The organism is Oceanisphaera sp. IT1-181 (genome assembly GCF_033807535.1).
Lineage (GTDB): Bacteria > Pseudomonadota > Gammaproteobacteria > Enterobacterales > Aeromonadaceae > Oceanimonas.
On sequence record NZ_CP136856.1, the window covers coordinates 1,923,661 to 1,938,252 of the forward strand.

Below are 14,592 nucleotides of genomic sequence, written 5' to 3' on the forward strand. Positions count from 1 at the left end.
AATTCGGGCGACGCACTCAGGGTGAGCAGCTCTTCATTAGCATGAGCGAGCACATTCTCAGGCAAGGTATCGGTCGCAGACGTATTATTTATATGAGTGCTCACAGCGTATTCTCCTGATCATCTTGCTCGGTTTCTTGTGCTGATCCCGCATCTTGCTCATCTCGCTGCTCTTCATCAGCCTCGTCATCACCGGCCACTGCCTCGCCGTCGCGGATCATGCGCAGTTGCAGTTCACGCGGATCTTCATCGGTGCGCACATCGGCGGCAAAGCGAAACACCGCTTCGCTAATACGAAACTTATCTTGTGTGCCCACATTGCTCACCATGCCTAAGCGCTTAAGGCGGCGAATAGCACTTTTCAGTTTGTCTTGCAGCTTACGACGGTCTAAATCACTGCCGCCGGCGCGCTGATTGACCATACGTAACAGTGCGCTTTCATTGGCCAAGGTTAATACTTCTTCTTGCAAGTCCAGCAAGGAGAACACGCCTTCATTCACTAGGCGATCTGGGCTTAAGTAGAGATAGCACAACACCTTGCCCACCAGCATTTCCAGCTCAGACAAAATCGAGGAGTTAATCTCACTGGTGGAGCGCGGGCGCAGATAATAAAAGCCCTCAGGCGCGCGCACCAGTTCCACTTGATAGCGCTGATAAAAGGTTTCTAATTCGGGATAATATTCTTGTAACAGCGAGTGCACTTCCAGCTCGTCGGCGCTAATGTGGCGGCCGGTGCGCAGCTGACTGTCGAGCATCGGAAATAACGGATTGGCGATGGCCAAGGCCAAACGCGGTGCGAGTGCAGACTCAGTATTGGTCGATAACATGTGCTTGTACCTTGGCCCCGTGGGCGTTAATGCGTTGCCATTCTGGCTGGGCGGCGCCTACACATTCAGCGTTGGCGTGGCCGAGCTTCACTGCTTCATCAATCAGCAGGCGAGCAATATCAAAATGTTGGTAGTGCGGGAAATCTGCTAAATAGCCTTTCAGCACCATGGCCATGTCGAGCGGGCGGCCATCTTCTGCAAAATGCTGCAGATGCTCACGAATGCGCCCAGATAACTCTGCGGTCACATCCAGCATCTCGTGATATTCCAACTCTTCTGGCAGCTCACCGGTGACTTCGTCCGCATAAGCGGCGAGCGTTTCCGCTCTTAACTCAAGCAGCGGCTCGGCCAGTGCGATGCGCAACTGCCAGTTATGATCTTCAAATTGGCGAATCGACTCGCGCAAGCGCTGACTAAAGGCACGGTTTTTATCCATGTCGATGGCAGTACGAATAAAGCGATGTACGTGCAAGTCGTAGCGTGACCACAGCTCAATACACTGGCTGCCCCACAAAATAATGGCGTCTAATCGCGCTTGCAGCTGTTGGCATAAAGGGGCTAATGCCAAACCGCGCGCGTCACCTTGCAACAGCTCTTCAATATTCAATAAGCTGAGCTGCAAGCCATGGCCGGCTTTATCCAGCGTATCTTGAAGCTCGCGCAAGGTATGGCCGGTTTCACGCAATAATTGCTCGCAGGCAGCAATGGCCTCGTGCCAGTTTTTATGCAGGAGTGCGGCAATATTGGCTTTAACGGCATTTTGCTGCTCGTCCATGGCGCGTTGGGTATCGTCGATACGTGCCAATTGCTCAGCCACCGAATAGGTAAGACGCCCTGCTACCTCTTGCTGCCACAGCTCATCATTGGGATTGTCAGCCATGGTGGCGGCAATCTTATTCAGATCTAGGCTAATTTGCTCCAGCTGCAACGACAGCTTAATTTGGCTAACATCTCTTTGCGCGGCAAAGAAATCGACGATACCCACGCCTAAACGCGTTAAGCGATACAGGCTGTCATCGTCACCCGCTTGGGCTTGAAAACGACTGAGCAGCCGTTGGCTGACTAAATCATTGATGGCATTGTTGGCGCGGCTAACTTGGGTTTCTTCCACTTGGCCGAAGCCTTTGCTTACGAAGCTAAAGGCATGCTGTAAGTCCGCCTCAGACAATTGAGACTGCTCGCCATTTTGGCTAAATACTTGAATCGCCAGCAACAACGCCAGCCGCTCGGGCGGCAGGTTGAGCTGACATTGCTCTTCTATCACCCAACCTATCCAGTCCGGCAGGGTGCGGGACATGTCTGTCATTTATGTGCTCTCTTTATCTTTAGCCGTAAGGAGTAAGACGTGAGGTGTGAGGGGCCAAACACAGAACGTGTGGGCACTAACGCCTAACATTTTACGCCTCATTCTTTACGGCCATTGAAGTAATCATTATCCCCTTCGGGGAGCTGTAAGCCGTATACGGTCAGCTATAAATTAAAACCTAAAAGCGACAGAACATTTTTGCCACGGAATCCACGGAACCCACGGAAGAAAACCAAAACCCTTAAAATATAAAACATTATATATTGTAAGGAATTACCAGTAAGTCATGCTCTGTTAGTGCTTATTTTTCGTGCTTCTCATAACAAAGAGGCGTGGCAAGAAATCTCTAGTCTTAATCTCTTAGCTGGGTGCTCGGCGCTGATTTCTGCGCCACTACATGAATATATCGGCCTAGGTGCATAAAAGGGGCGATTTTGGCGTGGGCTAACTCCATAGCGATCACTTCATCCGCCTGCTCCACGCGCAGGGTTTTATTGACCATATAGTCGTGGATCACGCGCACGCCGCTGCGGTCGGTTATAACAAAGCCCAGCGCCTGCAGCCAGTCATTAACCTGCTCCGGCCGACAGGGCCAGCCTGGGGTCAGCTTCTGACGTCGCTTTTTGACCAAATCTGCGTATACGTAATCAAAATGGCCCATCACTAGGCTGTGATATAAAAGCCCGTCGCGATTATAAAACATCAAAGATAAGTGGCCGTCGTCCACCAGCAAAGCTTCTAAGCAGGCTAATAGCTCAGCTTGATGCTCCACCCACTCTAGCACTGCATGGCACAAGATCAGATCAAACTGACCAATATCCGACACCATCAAAGACTGTATCGGTGCATGAATAAATTCAAACTGGCCCAAGATGCCCTTGTCCTGCACTTGCTCGCGGGCCAGCGCCAGCATATCGGCGGATAAATCACACAGCACCACACTATGGCCTAGCGCGGCTAAGCCTTGAGATAAAGGGCCAAAGCCACCGCCCGCATCCAAGATACGCAGCTTTTTACCCTGCGGTAAGGTTGCCAAGAGCGCATCGAGATCACGCTCTAATACGGCGAGACGAATGCGACCTTTAGTGGTGCCATAAATGTTGCGGGAAAACGCTTGGGCTTTGCTATCAAAATTAGTATTGGACTGCACGGCTATTTCTTAACGGCTCAGGGGCCGCTATTCTGTCATAACCTTGGGCCTTAACAAATGAGTGCGTGCGTGGGATCGGTTTTTTTGGCGAAAAAGTGGCTCGGTAGCCTGTTATTACCGCTGCCCTTGCTGTTAATCATCAGCCTTATTGGCTTAGTGTTAGTGCTTAAACAGCATAAACGCAGCGGCGTCAGCTTGGTGCTGTTCGCCATCATAAGTCTGTGCTTACTGTCAACGCGACCGGTGGCCAACGCTTTAATAGCCCCACTTGAAGCGCAACATCCGCCTTATTTAGTGGATGTCTCCACTCCTAACACAGACCCAATACAAGATATTATCGTGCTGGGTGCCGCTCAAGTGGCCGACCTTAGCTTACCGTTACTCAGCCAGCTGGGCAGTGCCGGCCTAGCGCGCATTAGTGAGGGCATACATTTAAGCTTGGCCTACCCTGATGCTCGGTTAATTGTCAGTGGTTATGCAGGCAGTGAAGGTCGCTCCAGCGCCGAGCTTTATAGCGCAGTGGCGCAAAGTTTTGGTATTAATAAATCGCGTATTATTGAACTGCCGCTACCGCAAGACACCTTTGAAGAAGCTGTCGCCATAGCACCGCTGATTAAAGGCCGACAAGCATTATTAGTCACATCCGCCAGCCATATGCCGCGTGCTATGCGCTTATTTAACGACCAAGGTGCCCACCCCACGGCCGCACCCGTTGGCCATTTAGCGAAGGAGAGCCTTCAGCACAAAGAAAGCCGCGCCAAGCTGCCGCTCTACACGTATTTGCCTAAAGCGCGGTATCTAGAACGCAGCGAAACCGCTTGGCACGAGTATCTCGGCCTCTTAAAAGAAGCGGTAAGCCGTCAACTGTACGTTAAAACATTAACAGATAGTGACTTTTTGCCACGGAAGAACACGGAATCCACGGAAGTAAAGCCAAGGCTATAAAAACATATTATTGTAGGGCTTATTAATACACCTCACGCCTTACTTTTTACTGACAGCGTACCGCTCACCGAAGTGGTTAGTCTTACCCATAATTTAGTTTTGGTTTAATCTCTATTTTTCCGTGGATTCTGTGGGTTCCGTGGCGAAAGGGTATTGGTGTTGTCTTTAACGTACCGCTACCCGCAGGGCGCTGGTCTTGCTTGAGGCCTGCCTCTATAATGCCTCCATTTATTGCACAGACTGCACAGGGAATAACAACAGATGACACAGACAAGACGCCAGATCTTAGTAATGGGAAACTGGAAGTTAAACGGTAACAAAACCATGGTTGCCGACTTAATTAAGGCGCTGAAAGCTCCCGCCACCGAGTGCCCGACTGTGGCCGTGGCCGTGTGCCCGCCTGTGTTATTTTTAGGCCAAGCGCAAACGCTATTAGCCGACAGCCCCATTGCTTTAGGCGCCCAAGATGCGGACTTAAACAGTGAAGGCGCCTTTACTGGCGAAAATTCGGCCATCATGTATACCGAGTTTGATGTGCAATATGTATTGGTGGGCCACAGCGAGCGCCGCACCTTGCATAACGAGACCGATGCTACCGTGGCCGCTAAATTTGCCGCCGTGCAACGTGCTGGCTTAACGCCCGTATTGTGTATCGGTGAAACGGACGCCCAGTTTGAAGCCAATGACACCCAAGCCGTAGTTCAGCGCCAACTGCAAGCCGTGATTGATCACTGTGGTATAGAGGCTTTCAGCAATGCGGTGATCGCCTATGAACCCGTGTGGGCGATTGGTACCGGTAAAACGGCCACGCCAGAAATTGCACAAAACGTGCACGCCGCTATTCGCGCTTTCTTGGCAGATCTTGACGCCAGCATTGCTGCTAAAATACAAATTCTCTACGGTGGTTCGGTGAAAGGTGCCAGTGCAGCCGGTTTATTTGCCATGGCCGACATAGACGGTGCCCTAGTAGGCGGTGCCGCCCTGATCGCTGACGAGTTTGCTGCCATTATTCGCGCCGGCGCTTAAGCTCAGCTAAAACCAAGACTAAAGATTTCTTTGCCACGAGAACACGCCTCTTTATTTATGAGAGGCACAGAAAATCAAAATTTCAAACCAAAAATATCTTTTGGGTCGGGTTAAGGCCTTACAAAGAAATAATCTCCCTGTTAGGTCTTGGTCTTCTTCCGTGGATTCCGTGGCAAGAACAGCTTGAATGTCTTTTGTCAGGGTTAGTGATGAATAGCAAAGGGAGTCATATTGATGATTAAACGCATTGGAGTCTTAACCAGTGGCGGTGATGCGCCGGGCATGAACGCCGCCATTCGTGCCGTGGTGCGTGCTGGCCTGCACCATAGTCTGGAAGTGTTTGGCATACATAGCGGTTATAAAGGCTTATATCACAACGAGATTGAGTCGCTGGATCGTCATTCGGTGTCCGACGTGATCACCCGTGGCGGCACTTTCTTAGGCTCGGCGCGTTTTCCGGAGTTTAAAGATGAAGCCGTGCGCCTTAAAGCAGTCGAAAACCTCAAACTTCATGGCATAGATGCGCTGGTGGTGATTGGCGGTGATGGCTCCTATATGGGCGCCATGAAACTGACTGAAATGGGCTTTCCCTGTATTGGCATACCCGGCACCATAGATAATGATATTGCCGGCACCGATTTTACCATTGGCTTTGATACGGCACTGAATGTGGCGGTAGAAGCCATCGACCGTTTACGTGATACCTGCAGCTCGCATAATCGTATTTCGGTAGTCGAGATCATGGGCCGCCATTGCGGTGATTTAACCTCGTCTGCCGCCGTGGCGGGGGGCGCCGAATACGTGATAGTGCCGGAAGTGGCCTTTGATCAAGATGAGCTGATCCAGCAAATTCACGAAGGTGTGGTCAAAGGTAAAAAACACGCCATAGTCGCGCTGTGTGAAAACATGTGTGACGCCAATCGCCTCGCTTTTGATATTCAAGCAGCCACGGGTCGTGATACCCGCGCCACCATCTTGGGCCACACGCAACGTGGCGGTACTCCCAGTGCCCAAGACCGCATTATGGCCAGTCGCATGGGTGCCCGTGCGGTGGAGTTATTGCTAGAAGGCTACGGCGGGCGCTGCGTAGGCCTGCAAAGCAACAATATTGTGCATCACGACATTATTGACTGCATCAAGCACTTAAAGCGTCCTTTCAACGAAGAAATGTACCAATTGTCGAATGTGTTGTTCTAGAGCACCGCGGCGTCTAGAAACAAAATAATCACTTTGTAGCTGCCCGTCTCTTTGGTAAAGAGGACTTCGGCAGGCCAGCGTAGCTGGATATAAATCACCCAAATCAGAGCAAAACCGAGCCGAATACTCTTTATCGAAAATAGGGGCTCCTACAAAAGAATCGTCTTTTGTAGCCGGCCGTCTCTTTGGTAAAGAGGACTTCGCCGGCCAGCGTAGCTGGATGTAACTTGTATTTTAAATGCCACTTAATTGTTCCAGATCACATTTATTCTTATCTGGCTTATTTATACTGACTTCGAGTTCAAGACCCGATAACACATTTAAGCCAGTAGGAGACGAATATGAGTGGATGTTGTGGCGGTTGTGGTGGCGAGCACACCAAGCAAGAACAAGAAGCGGCAGAAGCCCAAGCGCAAGCTGAGAAAACCCAGTCTGACGCAGAATAAGCCGCAAACGGTCGAATACTTCCTGCCTAAGTAAGGCGACCCTACAAAAGGCCAGAGCCAACCCTAACCGTGGTCATTGCGAGGAGCGTAGCGACGCGGCAATCTATGTTTGGCCACTGTGCAGACCTGTAGAATGGATTGCTTCGCTGCGCTCGCAAAAACCACATTCCCGTCATTGCGAGGAGTGCAACGGCGCGGCAATCCATAATTATGTACCGCGCCGTTGTAACATGGATTGCCGCGCTACGCTCGCAATGAACAGACAAGGCCAAACAGGTGTTTTTTTAACGTAAAGCGCACAGCGTAAGGCGTATAGCTTGTTTATCCGTCATCCTATACGAGGAGTGCAACGACGCAGCAATCCATGGTTATGTACCGCGTCTTGTCGTTTTAGGCACAATTAACAACCACAACCCAGACGCGGGTATTATTCTGCTTTATGTTACTGCTGTGAATATTATGTTAATCAATAGCTTGTGTTAGCCGTTGACTATTCTCTTGTACTGCCTCCTCATTCTTAGTGCCATTGTGAAATGGTACGTAAAGTCCGATAATGGCTGCTCTCATTTTTAATCGCCGAGTGATCATGTCTGAATACTTGTTGCTGTTTGTCGGCACCGTGCTAGTCAACAACTTCGTGCTGGTGAAGTTTTTAGGTCTGTGCCCTTTCATGGGCGTGTCCGGCAAACTGGAAACCGCCATCGGCATGGGGATGGCCACCACCTTCGTGCTGACCTTAGCTGCCGCCTGCTCTTATTTGGTGAACCAGTACATCTTATTGCCGCTTGAGCTGACCTATTTGCGCACCTTGTCGTTTATTTTGGTGATCGCGGTGGTGGTGCAGTTCACCGAGATGGTGGTGCATAAAACCAGCCCAACGCTATATCGTTTGCTGGGCATTTTCTTGCCGCTGATCACCACTAACTGCGCCGTATTGGGCGTGGCACTGCTGAACATCAATGAACAACATAACTTTATGCAAAGCTTGGTGTATGGCTTTGGTGCCGCCTTGGGCTTTTCATTAGTGCTGGTGCTGTTTGCCGCCATGCGCGAGCGTTTAGCCGGTGCAGATGTGCCCGCTCCCTTTAAAGGCGCGGCCTTGGCCATGATCACCGCGGGCCTAATGTCACTGGCCTTTATGGGCTTTACTGGCTTGGTGAAGGTGTAATGAGCAATATTTTAATCGCCATTGGAGTATTGGCGCTGCTGGCGCTGATTTTTGGTCTGATCTTGGGCTTTGCCGCCATTAAGTTTCGGGTGGAGTCAGATCCTATCGTTGAGCAGCTCGACGAATTATTGCCGCAAACCCAATGCGGCCAGTGTGGTTACCCGGGTTGTATGCCCTATGCACAAGCCGTGGCCGACGGCGATGACATTAATAAGTGCGTGCCCGGTGGCGACGCCACTATGCGCAAGATTGCCGATCTTATGGGCGTGGAGCCGCAAACCATGGGCGAAGCCGCCGCCGTGCCGGAAAAACGGGTGGCCTTTATTCATGAAGATATGTGTATTGGTTGCACCAAATGCATTGCCGCCTGCCCGGTAGATGCCATAGTGGGTGCCACCAAGGCGCTGCATACGGTGATCAGTGATGAGTGCACCGGCTGTGATTTATGTGTGGACCCCTGCCCCACCGACTGCATCGAAATGATCCCCATTACCGTCACCACCGATAATTGGAAATGGCAGCTCGAGCCCATCGCCATCAAGCAGGTAGAGTAAGATGTCGTCGTTAAAACCCACATTAAAAAAACCTAAAGCCGTCCAGCTACACACCTTTCACGGTGGCATACATCCGCCTGATCGTAAGTCTCCCGCTAACTTAACGGCGATCAGCGAGGCGGGCTTACCAGAAGAGTTAGTGTTGCAAGTACGCCAGCATATCGGCCAAGCGGCGCAATTAAGCGTGAGCGTCGGCGAGCAGGTGCTTAAAGGCCAAGCGCTGACCGAGCCGCTGAATCCCATGATGGTGCCAGTGCATGCACCGACTTCCGGTGTTATCTCCGCCATTGAAGACAGACCCTTATGCCACCCTTCTGGCTTAAGTGGCTTGTGTATCGTGCTTAAGCCCGATGGCCAAGAGCGTTGGCGGGCGCGTTTTCCGGTTGCGGATTATCACTTGCTCGAGCCCGATGTGTTACTGACCCGACTCCATCAAGCGGGCATTACCGGCTTGGGTGGCGCGGGGTTTCCGGCTCATGTGAAACTTGCGGCTCGCAAGCCTGCTCCGCTCTCTGCCCCGTCTGCTCCGGCGGTCAGTGAAGGAAAGAGTAAAGAAGCCCATGCTGGTGGGATCAGCACGCTAATTATCAATGGCGTAGAGTGTGAGCCTTACATCAGTGCCGACGACCGTTTAATGCGTGAGCACGCAGGCGAGATTTTGCAAGGCATCGAGATTTTGCGCCACATCGTGCAGCCTAAGCTGACCATTTTGGTGGTGGAAGACAATAAACCTGAGGCATTATCAGCACTCAAGGCCGCAAAGAATGCGGCCAATCAAGATGACAGCCTGCAGATCATCGCCATCCCAACTAAATACCCCTCTGGCGGTGAAAAGCAGCTTATCGAAGTGCTCACCGGCTTACAGGTGCCGCACCAAGGTTTGCCGTCGGATTTAGGCATAGTGATGCAAAACGTCGGCACCGTTTATGCTATTCAGCAAGCCATTATCAACGACGAGCCGCTGATCCGCCGCGTGGTCACCTTGGCCGGTGACGCTTTTGCTACACCCGGTAACGCCTGGGTGCACTTAGGTACGCCAGTACGTTATTTATTAAAACGCTATGGCCTCACCGCCGAGCGGGAGCAACGAATTATTATGGGCGGCCCCATGATGGGCTTTACGCTGCATTCAGCCGCCGCGCCCATTATTAAAGGCAGTAACTGCATACTGGCGCCAAAATATGCCGAACTAGCGCCGCCCGCCGAAGAAATGCCCTGCATTCGTTGCAGCCTATGTGCGGACGCCTGCCCCGCCAGCCTATTGCCGCAACAGCTGTATTGGTATGCACGCAGCGAAGAGCACGACAAGCTTGAAAGTCATAACCTGTTTGACTGCATCGAATGCGGCGCTTGCGCCTACGTATGCCCCAGTAATATTCCCTTGGTGGAATATTATCGAATAGCGAAAGCCGATATTCGCCACGCGCGCCATGAAGCAGACCAAGCCGAACGAGCCAAGATCCGCTTTGAAGCCCGACAAGAGCGGCTAGCCGTTGAAAAAGCCGAACGCCAAGCCCGCCAAGCCAAAGCCGCCGCCGACCGTAAGGCACGCATGGCCGAACAAGCAGCTAAAACCGGCATCGATCCGGTGGCTGCCGCCTTGGCCCGTGTTAAAACGCGCCAGCTTTCTGAAGCAACGGATGGCCAAACCACAGCACCGGACGATATGACCGCCTTGCGTGCCGCCCGCAAAGAAGAAGCCAGACGCAATCGCGCCCTAAAAGCCGCCCAAGCTGCTGGTGTTGGTGATAGTGGTAGTGTCGAAGAAAATGCCGAACCTGCAAGCGCAACTCAGGGGAAGAATCCGGCAGTGGTCGCCGCCTTGGCTCGCGCTAAAGCACGCAAGGCCGCAGAAGCCGCAGCAACAGCTAGCGAGCTAAACACAGATAGCGCCACCGCCACTCCCGCTAAAAATCCGGCCGTAGCGGCGGCCATCGCTAAAGCCAAAGCCGCACAAGCAGAGGCAAGTAAACGCGACAGTGGTAATGAACGAGTAGACCATAAAAAAGAAGCCATTAAAGCTGCGGTGGCGCGCGCTAAAGCCCGTCAGGAAGCTGAATTACAGGCGGCAAGGGCCGCATTAAATCCAACCGTAGTTGCCAAGGATGCACCTGTTGGCGAGCCATCGCCCACAGTAAATACGGCTGTGATTGAAAAGAATACTGGAGCAGAAAATAGCGAGACAGGGGCAGAGGGCAGCGCGCCTATTGATGCTAAAAAAGCCGCTATTCAAGCGGCCGTCGCCCGAGCTAAAGCGCGCAAGGCCGCACAAGCGGCTGAATCGCTTGAGCAACCAGCCGTGGCAGTGCAATCAATCACAGATAACGGCAAGCCTGAAGCAGAAAGCAGCCAAAGCGCGGCGCCTCTCGATGCCAAAAAAGCCGCCATTCAAGCGGCAGTGGCCCGAGCTAAAGCACGCAAGGCCGCACAACCAGCAGAGTCAGTTACAGAGCCTAAACCGGTTGCCGAAGCTCGACCGGCAATCGATGCTAAACCAGTAACGCGCGGCGATGCCGCAGCAAGCAGTGCGTCGCAGCCAGATCCAGCAGCGGCAAAACAAGCTGCCATTAAGGCCGCCGTGGCGAGAGCCAAGGCACGCCAAGCGGCAAAAGCGACTGGCATCCAGACTGAGCAAGCATCAGACAAACCATCAGACAAAAAAGAAGACGAGTCATAATGGCGTTAACAATTAGCAGCTCACCTCACGATCGTATCCCGCTCGACACGCCCACATTGATGCGGCGCGTTTGCTATTGCTTGCTGCCGGGTATCGGCGCTCAGTGGTGGTTTTTTGGCTCGGGCAGCCTCATTCAAATACTGCTGGCCATTCTCACCGCTTACGGTGCCGAAGCCTTAGTATTAGCCTTGCGCGGTCGGCGTTTAAGTCCGCTGAAAGATAACTCGGCGCTGTTAACCGCCATCTTAATTGGTATCGCCCTGCCGCCGCTGGCACCTTGGTGGCTAGTCGTCATTGGCACCGGCTTTGCCATTATCGTGGCTAAACACCTGTATGGTGGCATCGGCCAAAACCTGTTTAATCCCGCCATGATCGCCTACGTATTGCTCTTGGTATCGTTTCCGCTGCAGATGACCAGCTGGCTGCCGCCGCTGGAATTACAATTGTATCCGGTCACCTTTGCCGACAGTGTGTCGGCTATTTTTACCGGTTTTACGTTAGACGGTTTTAGCCCCCATCAGCTGCGCGAACTGGCAGACGGCGCGACCATGGCCACCCCGCTCGACACCTTAAAAACTGGTTTTACCCAAGGTCATACCGCGAACGAGATCTTAGCGAATCCGGTGTTTGATGGTTTAGCGGGCTTGGGCTGGCAATGGGTGAACTTGGCTTATTTAGCCGGTGGCCTCATGCTGCTGCGCCTTAAGCTCACCAGCTGGACCATACCTGTGTCCATCTTGCTGAGCCTGTTTGTGGCCAGCCTTATTGGCTTTTTGATAGCACCGGACGGCACTGCCAGCCCCACCCTGCACTTATTGTCGGGCGCAACTATGGTGGGAGCCTTCTTTATTGCCACGGATCCTGTGTCGGCGGCCACCACCTTTAAAGGCCGCCTGATTTACGGCGCCCTGATCGGCTTATTGATTTATCTTATTCGTACCTTCGGCGGCTATCCGGATGCCATCGCTTTTGCGGTGTTACTGGCCAACATGACGGTGCCCATGATAGACGCACTCACTAAACCCACTACCTATGGAGTGCGCCGCTAATGCTGGAGATGATGCGCAAAAACGCGCTGATATTGGCCATCTTTGCCTTGGTCTGCACGGCCGTAGTGGCCTTAACGCACCGCTTAACGCAAAGCACCATAATTGAACAAGAGCAGGCGCAGTTGCTGCGAGTGCTGGATGAATTATTGCCCGAGAGCAATCATGACGAGCCTTTATTCGATCATTGCGTGTTGCTAACCAGCCCACAATTTTTAGGCAGCAAAGGTCCGCTACCGGTGTTTACCGCTGTTAAAAACGGTCAACCTCAAGGCTATGCCATCGAAGCCATAGCACCCGACGGCTACAGCGGCGAGATTAAGCTGGTGGTGGGTGTGCAAATCGACGGCACTTTAAGCGGGGTGCGCGTTTTAAACCACAATGAAACGCCTGGCTTGGGCGATAAAATCGAACTTAAACGCTCCCCTTGGATCTTAAGCTTTAATGGCAAGTCCATGACCGATGAAAAGGATATCCGCTGGGCGGTACGTAACGACGGCGGTCAGTTTGACGCTTTTACCGGCGCCACTATTACGCCCAGAGCCATCGTAAAAGCGGTACGTAAGGTACTGCTCTTGGTACAACAACAACCGCAATTACTCACGCAAGCCCCAGCCTGTGGAGCATCATTATGAGCGACCAATATAAAGACATTATTCGCCAAGGTTTGTGGAGTAATAACCCCGCCTTGGTGCAAATTTTAGGCTTGTGCCCCGTACTCGCCGTCACCAGCACCGTTACTAACGCCATGGGCTTGGGCTTGGCCACCTTACTGGTATTGGTCGGGTCCAATACCTGTGTCTCTTTGGTACGAAAATGGGTGCCAAACGAGGTGCGCATTCCCATCTATGTGATGATTATTGCAAGCCTAGTAACCTGCGTGCAGCTACTTATGAACGCCTACACCTATGGCGTGTATCAATCACTGGGCATTTTTATTCCGCTGATCGTCACTAACTGCGTGATCATTGGCCGTGCTGAAGCCTTTGCCTCTAAAAATAGCGCACCGCTGGCCGCCTTCGATGGCCTGATGATGGGCTTGGGCTTTACCTGTGTGCTGTTAGTATTGGGCGGCCTTCGCGAACTATTAGGTCAAGGCACTTTATTTGATGGCGCAGAATTGCTGTTGGGCGACTGGGCAACCGTGTTACGCATGGACGTACTGCACTTAGATAACGGCTTCTTGCTGGCGATATTACCGCCCGGCGCCTTTATTGGCTTAGGACTATTAGTGGCCACTAAAAATTGGCTGGATAATAAATTGGCCGCTAAAATGGCGCCCGTGACTAAAGCCGAAATAACCCGCGCCCGCGTGACCTCGTTATGAATTCGTTGACTTCGTTATAAATCAGGTAGTTTTATTATGAATAAGGACAAACGTCGGCAAATTTTAGAACGGCTGCGCGAAAATAATCCTAACCCGACCACTGAGCTTAATTTTCGCAATCCCTTCGAGCTATTAATTGCGGTGTTATTATCGGCGCAAGCGACAGATGTGAGCGTAAATAAAGCCACCATCGGCTTATTTAATGCCGGCCCTACCCCAGAGGCGATGTTGGCATTAGGCGTTGACGGTGTAAAAGAGCACATTAAAACGATTGGCCTATTTAATACCAAGGCCGTAAACGTGATTAAAACCTGCACTATGTTAGTAGAGCTGCATGGCAGTGTAGTGCCAGAAAGCCGCGAGGCATTAGAAGCCCTGCCCGGCGTGGGGCGCAAAACTGCCAACGTGGTACTGAACACCGCCTTTGGCTGGCCGACTATCGCCGTGGATACTCATATTTATCGGGTATCTAATCGCACCGGCTTTGCCAAAGGCAAGACGGTAGATCAAGTCGAGCTTGGCTTATTAAAGTGGGTGCCCGCTGAGTTTAAGTTAGACGTGCACCACTGGTTTATCTTACACGGTCGCTACACCTGCATCGCCCGCAAGCCCCGCTGCGGCTCCTGCATCATCGAAGACCTCTGCGAGTTTAAAGACAAAACCGAGATTTAAACAAAGCACCAAGCAAAAACAGCAGGTTTATCTTTATGCCGTCTTCCTGACGAAAGTCAGGATCTCGCTTTAGGTCTTGGCGCATAAGTGTGAGATAAGGTCTTGTCTGATTACCTACAAAGCTCAGCTATGTTTCAGAGAACTCAGCACCAATTAATTCAATAGGTTACAGGGAGGTACCGCCTCTTCGGTAAAAAATATGAGGCTCAGTTTGGTATTTTGACCTTGTAGGGTGCCCGTCTCTTCGGCGAA

Annotated in this window: 13 protein-coding genes; 10 read left to right on the forward strand and 3 right to left on the reverse strand. The window is 52.0% G+C overall.

The genetic code is table 11. From position 1 onward, the window contains the following. Nucleotides 1-100: 100 nt before the first annotated feature. From mukE to R0134_RS08640, 3 genes are all read right to left on the reverse strand, one after another. A complete protein-coding gene (mukE, locus tag R0134_RS08630; protein ID WP_319781472.1) occupies nucleotides 101-826 on the reverse strand; it encodes a chromosome partition protein MukE in 726 nt (241 codons plus the stop codon). Next, entirely contained in the window at nucleotides 807-2,132 is a 1,326-nt protein-coding gene (mukF, locus tag R0134_RS08635; RefSeq protein WP_319781473.1) for a chromosome partition protein MukF, read from the reverse strand. The genes mukE and mukF overlap by 20 nt, the downstream gene beginning before the upstream one ends. Nucleotides 2,133-2,484: 352 nt before the next feature. Next, nucleotides 2,485-3,282 (reverse strand): methyltransferase domain-containing protein, encoded by a 798-nt coding sequence (locus R0134_RS08640; RefSeq protein WP_319781475.1) that lies wholly within the window; start codon nucleotides 3,280-3,282, stop codon nucleotides 2,485-2,487. A gap of 69 nt (nucleotides 3,283-3,351) precedes the next feature. On the opposite strand from R0134_RS08640, the gene R0134_RS08645 reads away from it, so the two are divergent. The 10 genes from R0134_RS08645 (at nucleotide 3,352) to nth (ending at nucleotide 14,340) form a co-directional block, all read left to right on the forward strand. Further along, a complete protein-coding gene (locus R0134_RS08645; protein ID WP_319781476.1) occupies nucleotides 3,352-4,227 on the forward strand; it encodes an ElyC/SanA/YdcF family protein in 876 nt (291 codons plus the stop codon). Nucleotides 4,228-4,488: 261 nt separating this feature from the next. Further along, the gene (gene tpiA / locus R0134_RS08650) at nucleotides 4,489-5,253 is read left to right on the forward strand and encodes a triose-phosphate isomerase (RefSeq protein WP_319781477.1); all 765 of its coding nucleotides are present in this window, start codon (nucleotides 4,489-4,491) and stop codon (nucleotides 5,251-5,253) included. Between the two features lie 234 nt (nucleotides 5,254-5,487). Then, entirely contained in the window at nucleotides 5,488-6,450 is a 963-nt protein-coding gene (gene pfkA / locus R0134_RS08655; protein WP_319781478.1) for a 6-phosphofructokinase, read from the forward strand. 1,032 nt (nucleotides 6,451-7,482) lie between these two features. After that, on the forward strand, nucleotides 7,483-8,064 hold the full coding sequence (rsxA, locus tag R0134_RS08660; protein WP_087038560.1) for an electron transport complex subunit RsxA: 582 nt from the start codon (nucleotides 7,483-7,485) through the stop codon (nucleotides 8,062-8,064). Further along, a complete protein-coding gene (gene rsxB / locus R0134_RS08665; protein WP_319781480.1) occupies nucleotides 8,064-8,618 on the forward strand; it encodes an electron transport complex subunit RsxB in 555 nt (184 codons plus the stop codon). The genes rsxA and rsxB overlap by 1 nt, the downstream gene beginning before the upstream one ends. A 1-nt stretch (nucleotide 8,619) precedes the next feature. Continuing rightward, nucleotides 8,620-11,295 carry an electron transport complex subunit RsxC gene (gene rsxC / locus R0134_RS08670; RefSeq protein WP_319781481.1) on the forward strand — a complete coding sequence of 892 codons (2,676 nt, stop codon included), beginning with the start codon at nucleotides 8,620-8,622 and terminating at the stop codon, nucleotides 11,293-11,295. Then, nucleotides 11,295-12,344 carry an electron transport complex subunit RsxD gene (gene rsxD / locus R0134_RS08675; RefSeq protein ID WP_413641359.1) on the forward strand — a complete coding sequence of 350 codons (1,050 nt, stop codon included), beginning with the start codon at nucleotides 11,295-11,297 and terminating at the stop codon, nucleotides 12,342-12,344. The genes rsxC and rsxD overlap by 1 nt, the downstream gene beginning before the upstream one ends. Beyond that, the gene (gene rsxG / locus R0134_RS08680) at nucleotides 12,344-12,976 is read left to right on the forward strand and encodes an electron transport complex subunit RsxG (RefSeq protein WP_319781483.1); all 633 of its coding nucleotides are present in this window, start codon (nucleotides 12,344-12,346) and stop codon (nucleotides 12,974-12,976) included. Before rsxD ends, rsxG begins: the two co-directional genes overlap by 1 nt. Beyond that, nucleotides 12,973-13,668: an electron transport complex subunit E gene (locus tag R0134_RS08685; protein ID WP_319781484.1), complete on the forward strand. Its 696-nt coding sequence runs from the start codon at nucleotides 12,973-12,975 to the stop codon at nucleotides 13,666-13,668. The genes rsxG and R0134_RS08685 overlap by 4 nt, the downstream gene beginning before the upstream one ends. Nucleotides 13,669-13,704: 36 nt before the next feature. Beyond that, the gene (gene nth / locus R0134_RS08690; RefSeq protein ID WP_319781485.1) at nucleotides 13,705-14,340 is read left to right on the forward strand and encodes an endonuclease III; all 636 of its coding nucleotides are present in this window, start codon (nucleotides 13,705-13,707) and stop codon (nucleotides 14,338-14,340) included. The last annotated feature ends 252 nt before the right edge of the window (nucleotides 14,341-14,592 follow it).

Bases quoted from the DNA above. Each gene is read 5' to 3' on its own strand.
- mukE (WP_319781472.1), bottom strand. From the start codon at position 826: ATGTTATCGACCAATACTGAGTCTGCACTCGCACCGCGTTTGGCCTTG.
- mukF (WP_319781473.1), bottom strand. From the start codon at position 2,132: ATGACAGACATGTCCCGCACCCTGCCGGACTGGATAGGTTGGGTGATA.
- tpiA (WP_319781477.1), top strand. From the start codon at position 4,489: ATGACACAGACAAGACGCCAGATCTTAGTAATGGGAAACTGGAAGTTA.
- pfkA (WP_319781478.1), top strand. From the start codon at position 5,488: ATGATTAAACGCATTGGAGTCTTAACCAGTGGCGGTGATGCGCCGGGC.
- rsxA (WP_087038560.1), top strand. From the start codon at position 7,483: ATGTCTGAATACTTGTTGCTGTTTGTCGGCACCGTGCTAGTCAACAAC.
- rsxB (WP_319781480.1), top strand. From the start codon at position 8,064: ATGAGCAATATTTTAATCGCCATTGGAGTATTGGCGCTGCTGGCGCTG.
- rsxC (WP_319781481.1), top strand. From the start codon at position 8,620: ATGTCGTCGTTAAAACCCACATTAAAAAAACCTAAAGCCGTCCAGCTA.
- rsxD (WP_413641359.1), top strand. From the start codon at position 11,295: ATGGCGTTAACAATTAGCAGCTCACCTCACGATCGTATCCCGCTCGAC.
- rsxG (WP_319781483.1), top strand. From the start codon at position 12,344: ATGCTGGAGATGATGCGCAAAAACGCGCTGATATTGGCCATCTTTGCC.
- R0134_RS08685 (WP_319781484.1), top strand. From the start codon at position 12,973: ATGAGCGACCAATATAAAGACATTATTCGCCAAGGTTTGTGGAGTAAT.
- nth (WP_319781485.1), top strand. From the start codon at position 13,705: ATGAATAAGGACAAACGTCGGCAAATTTTAGAACGGCTGCGCGAAAAT.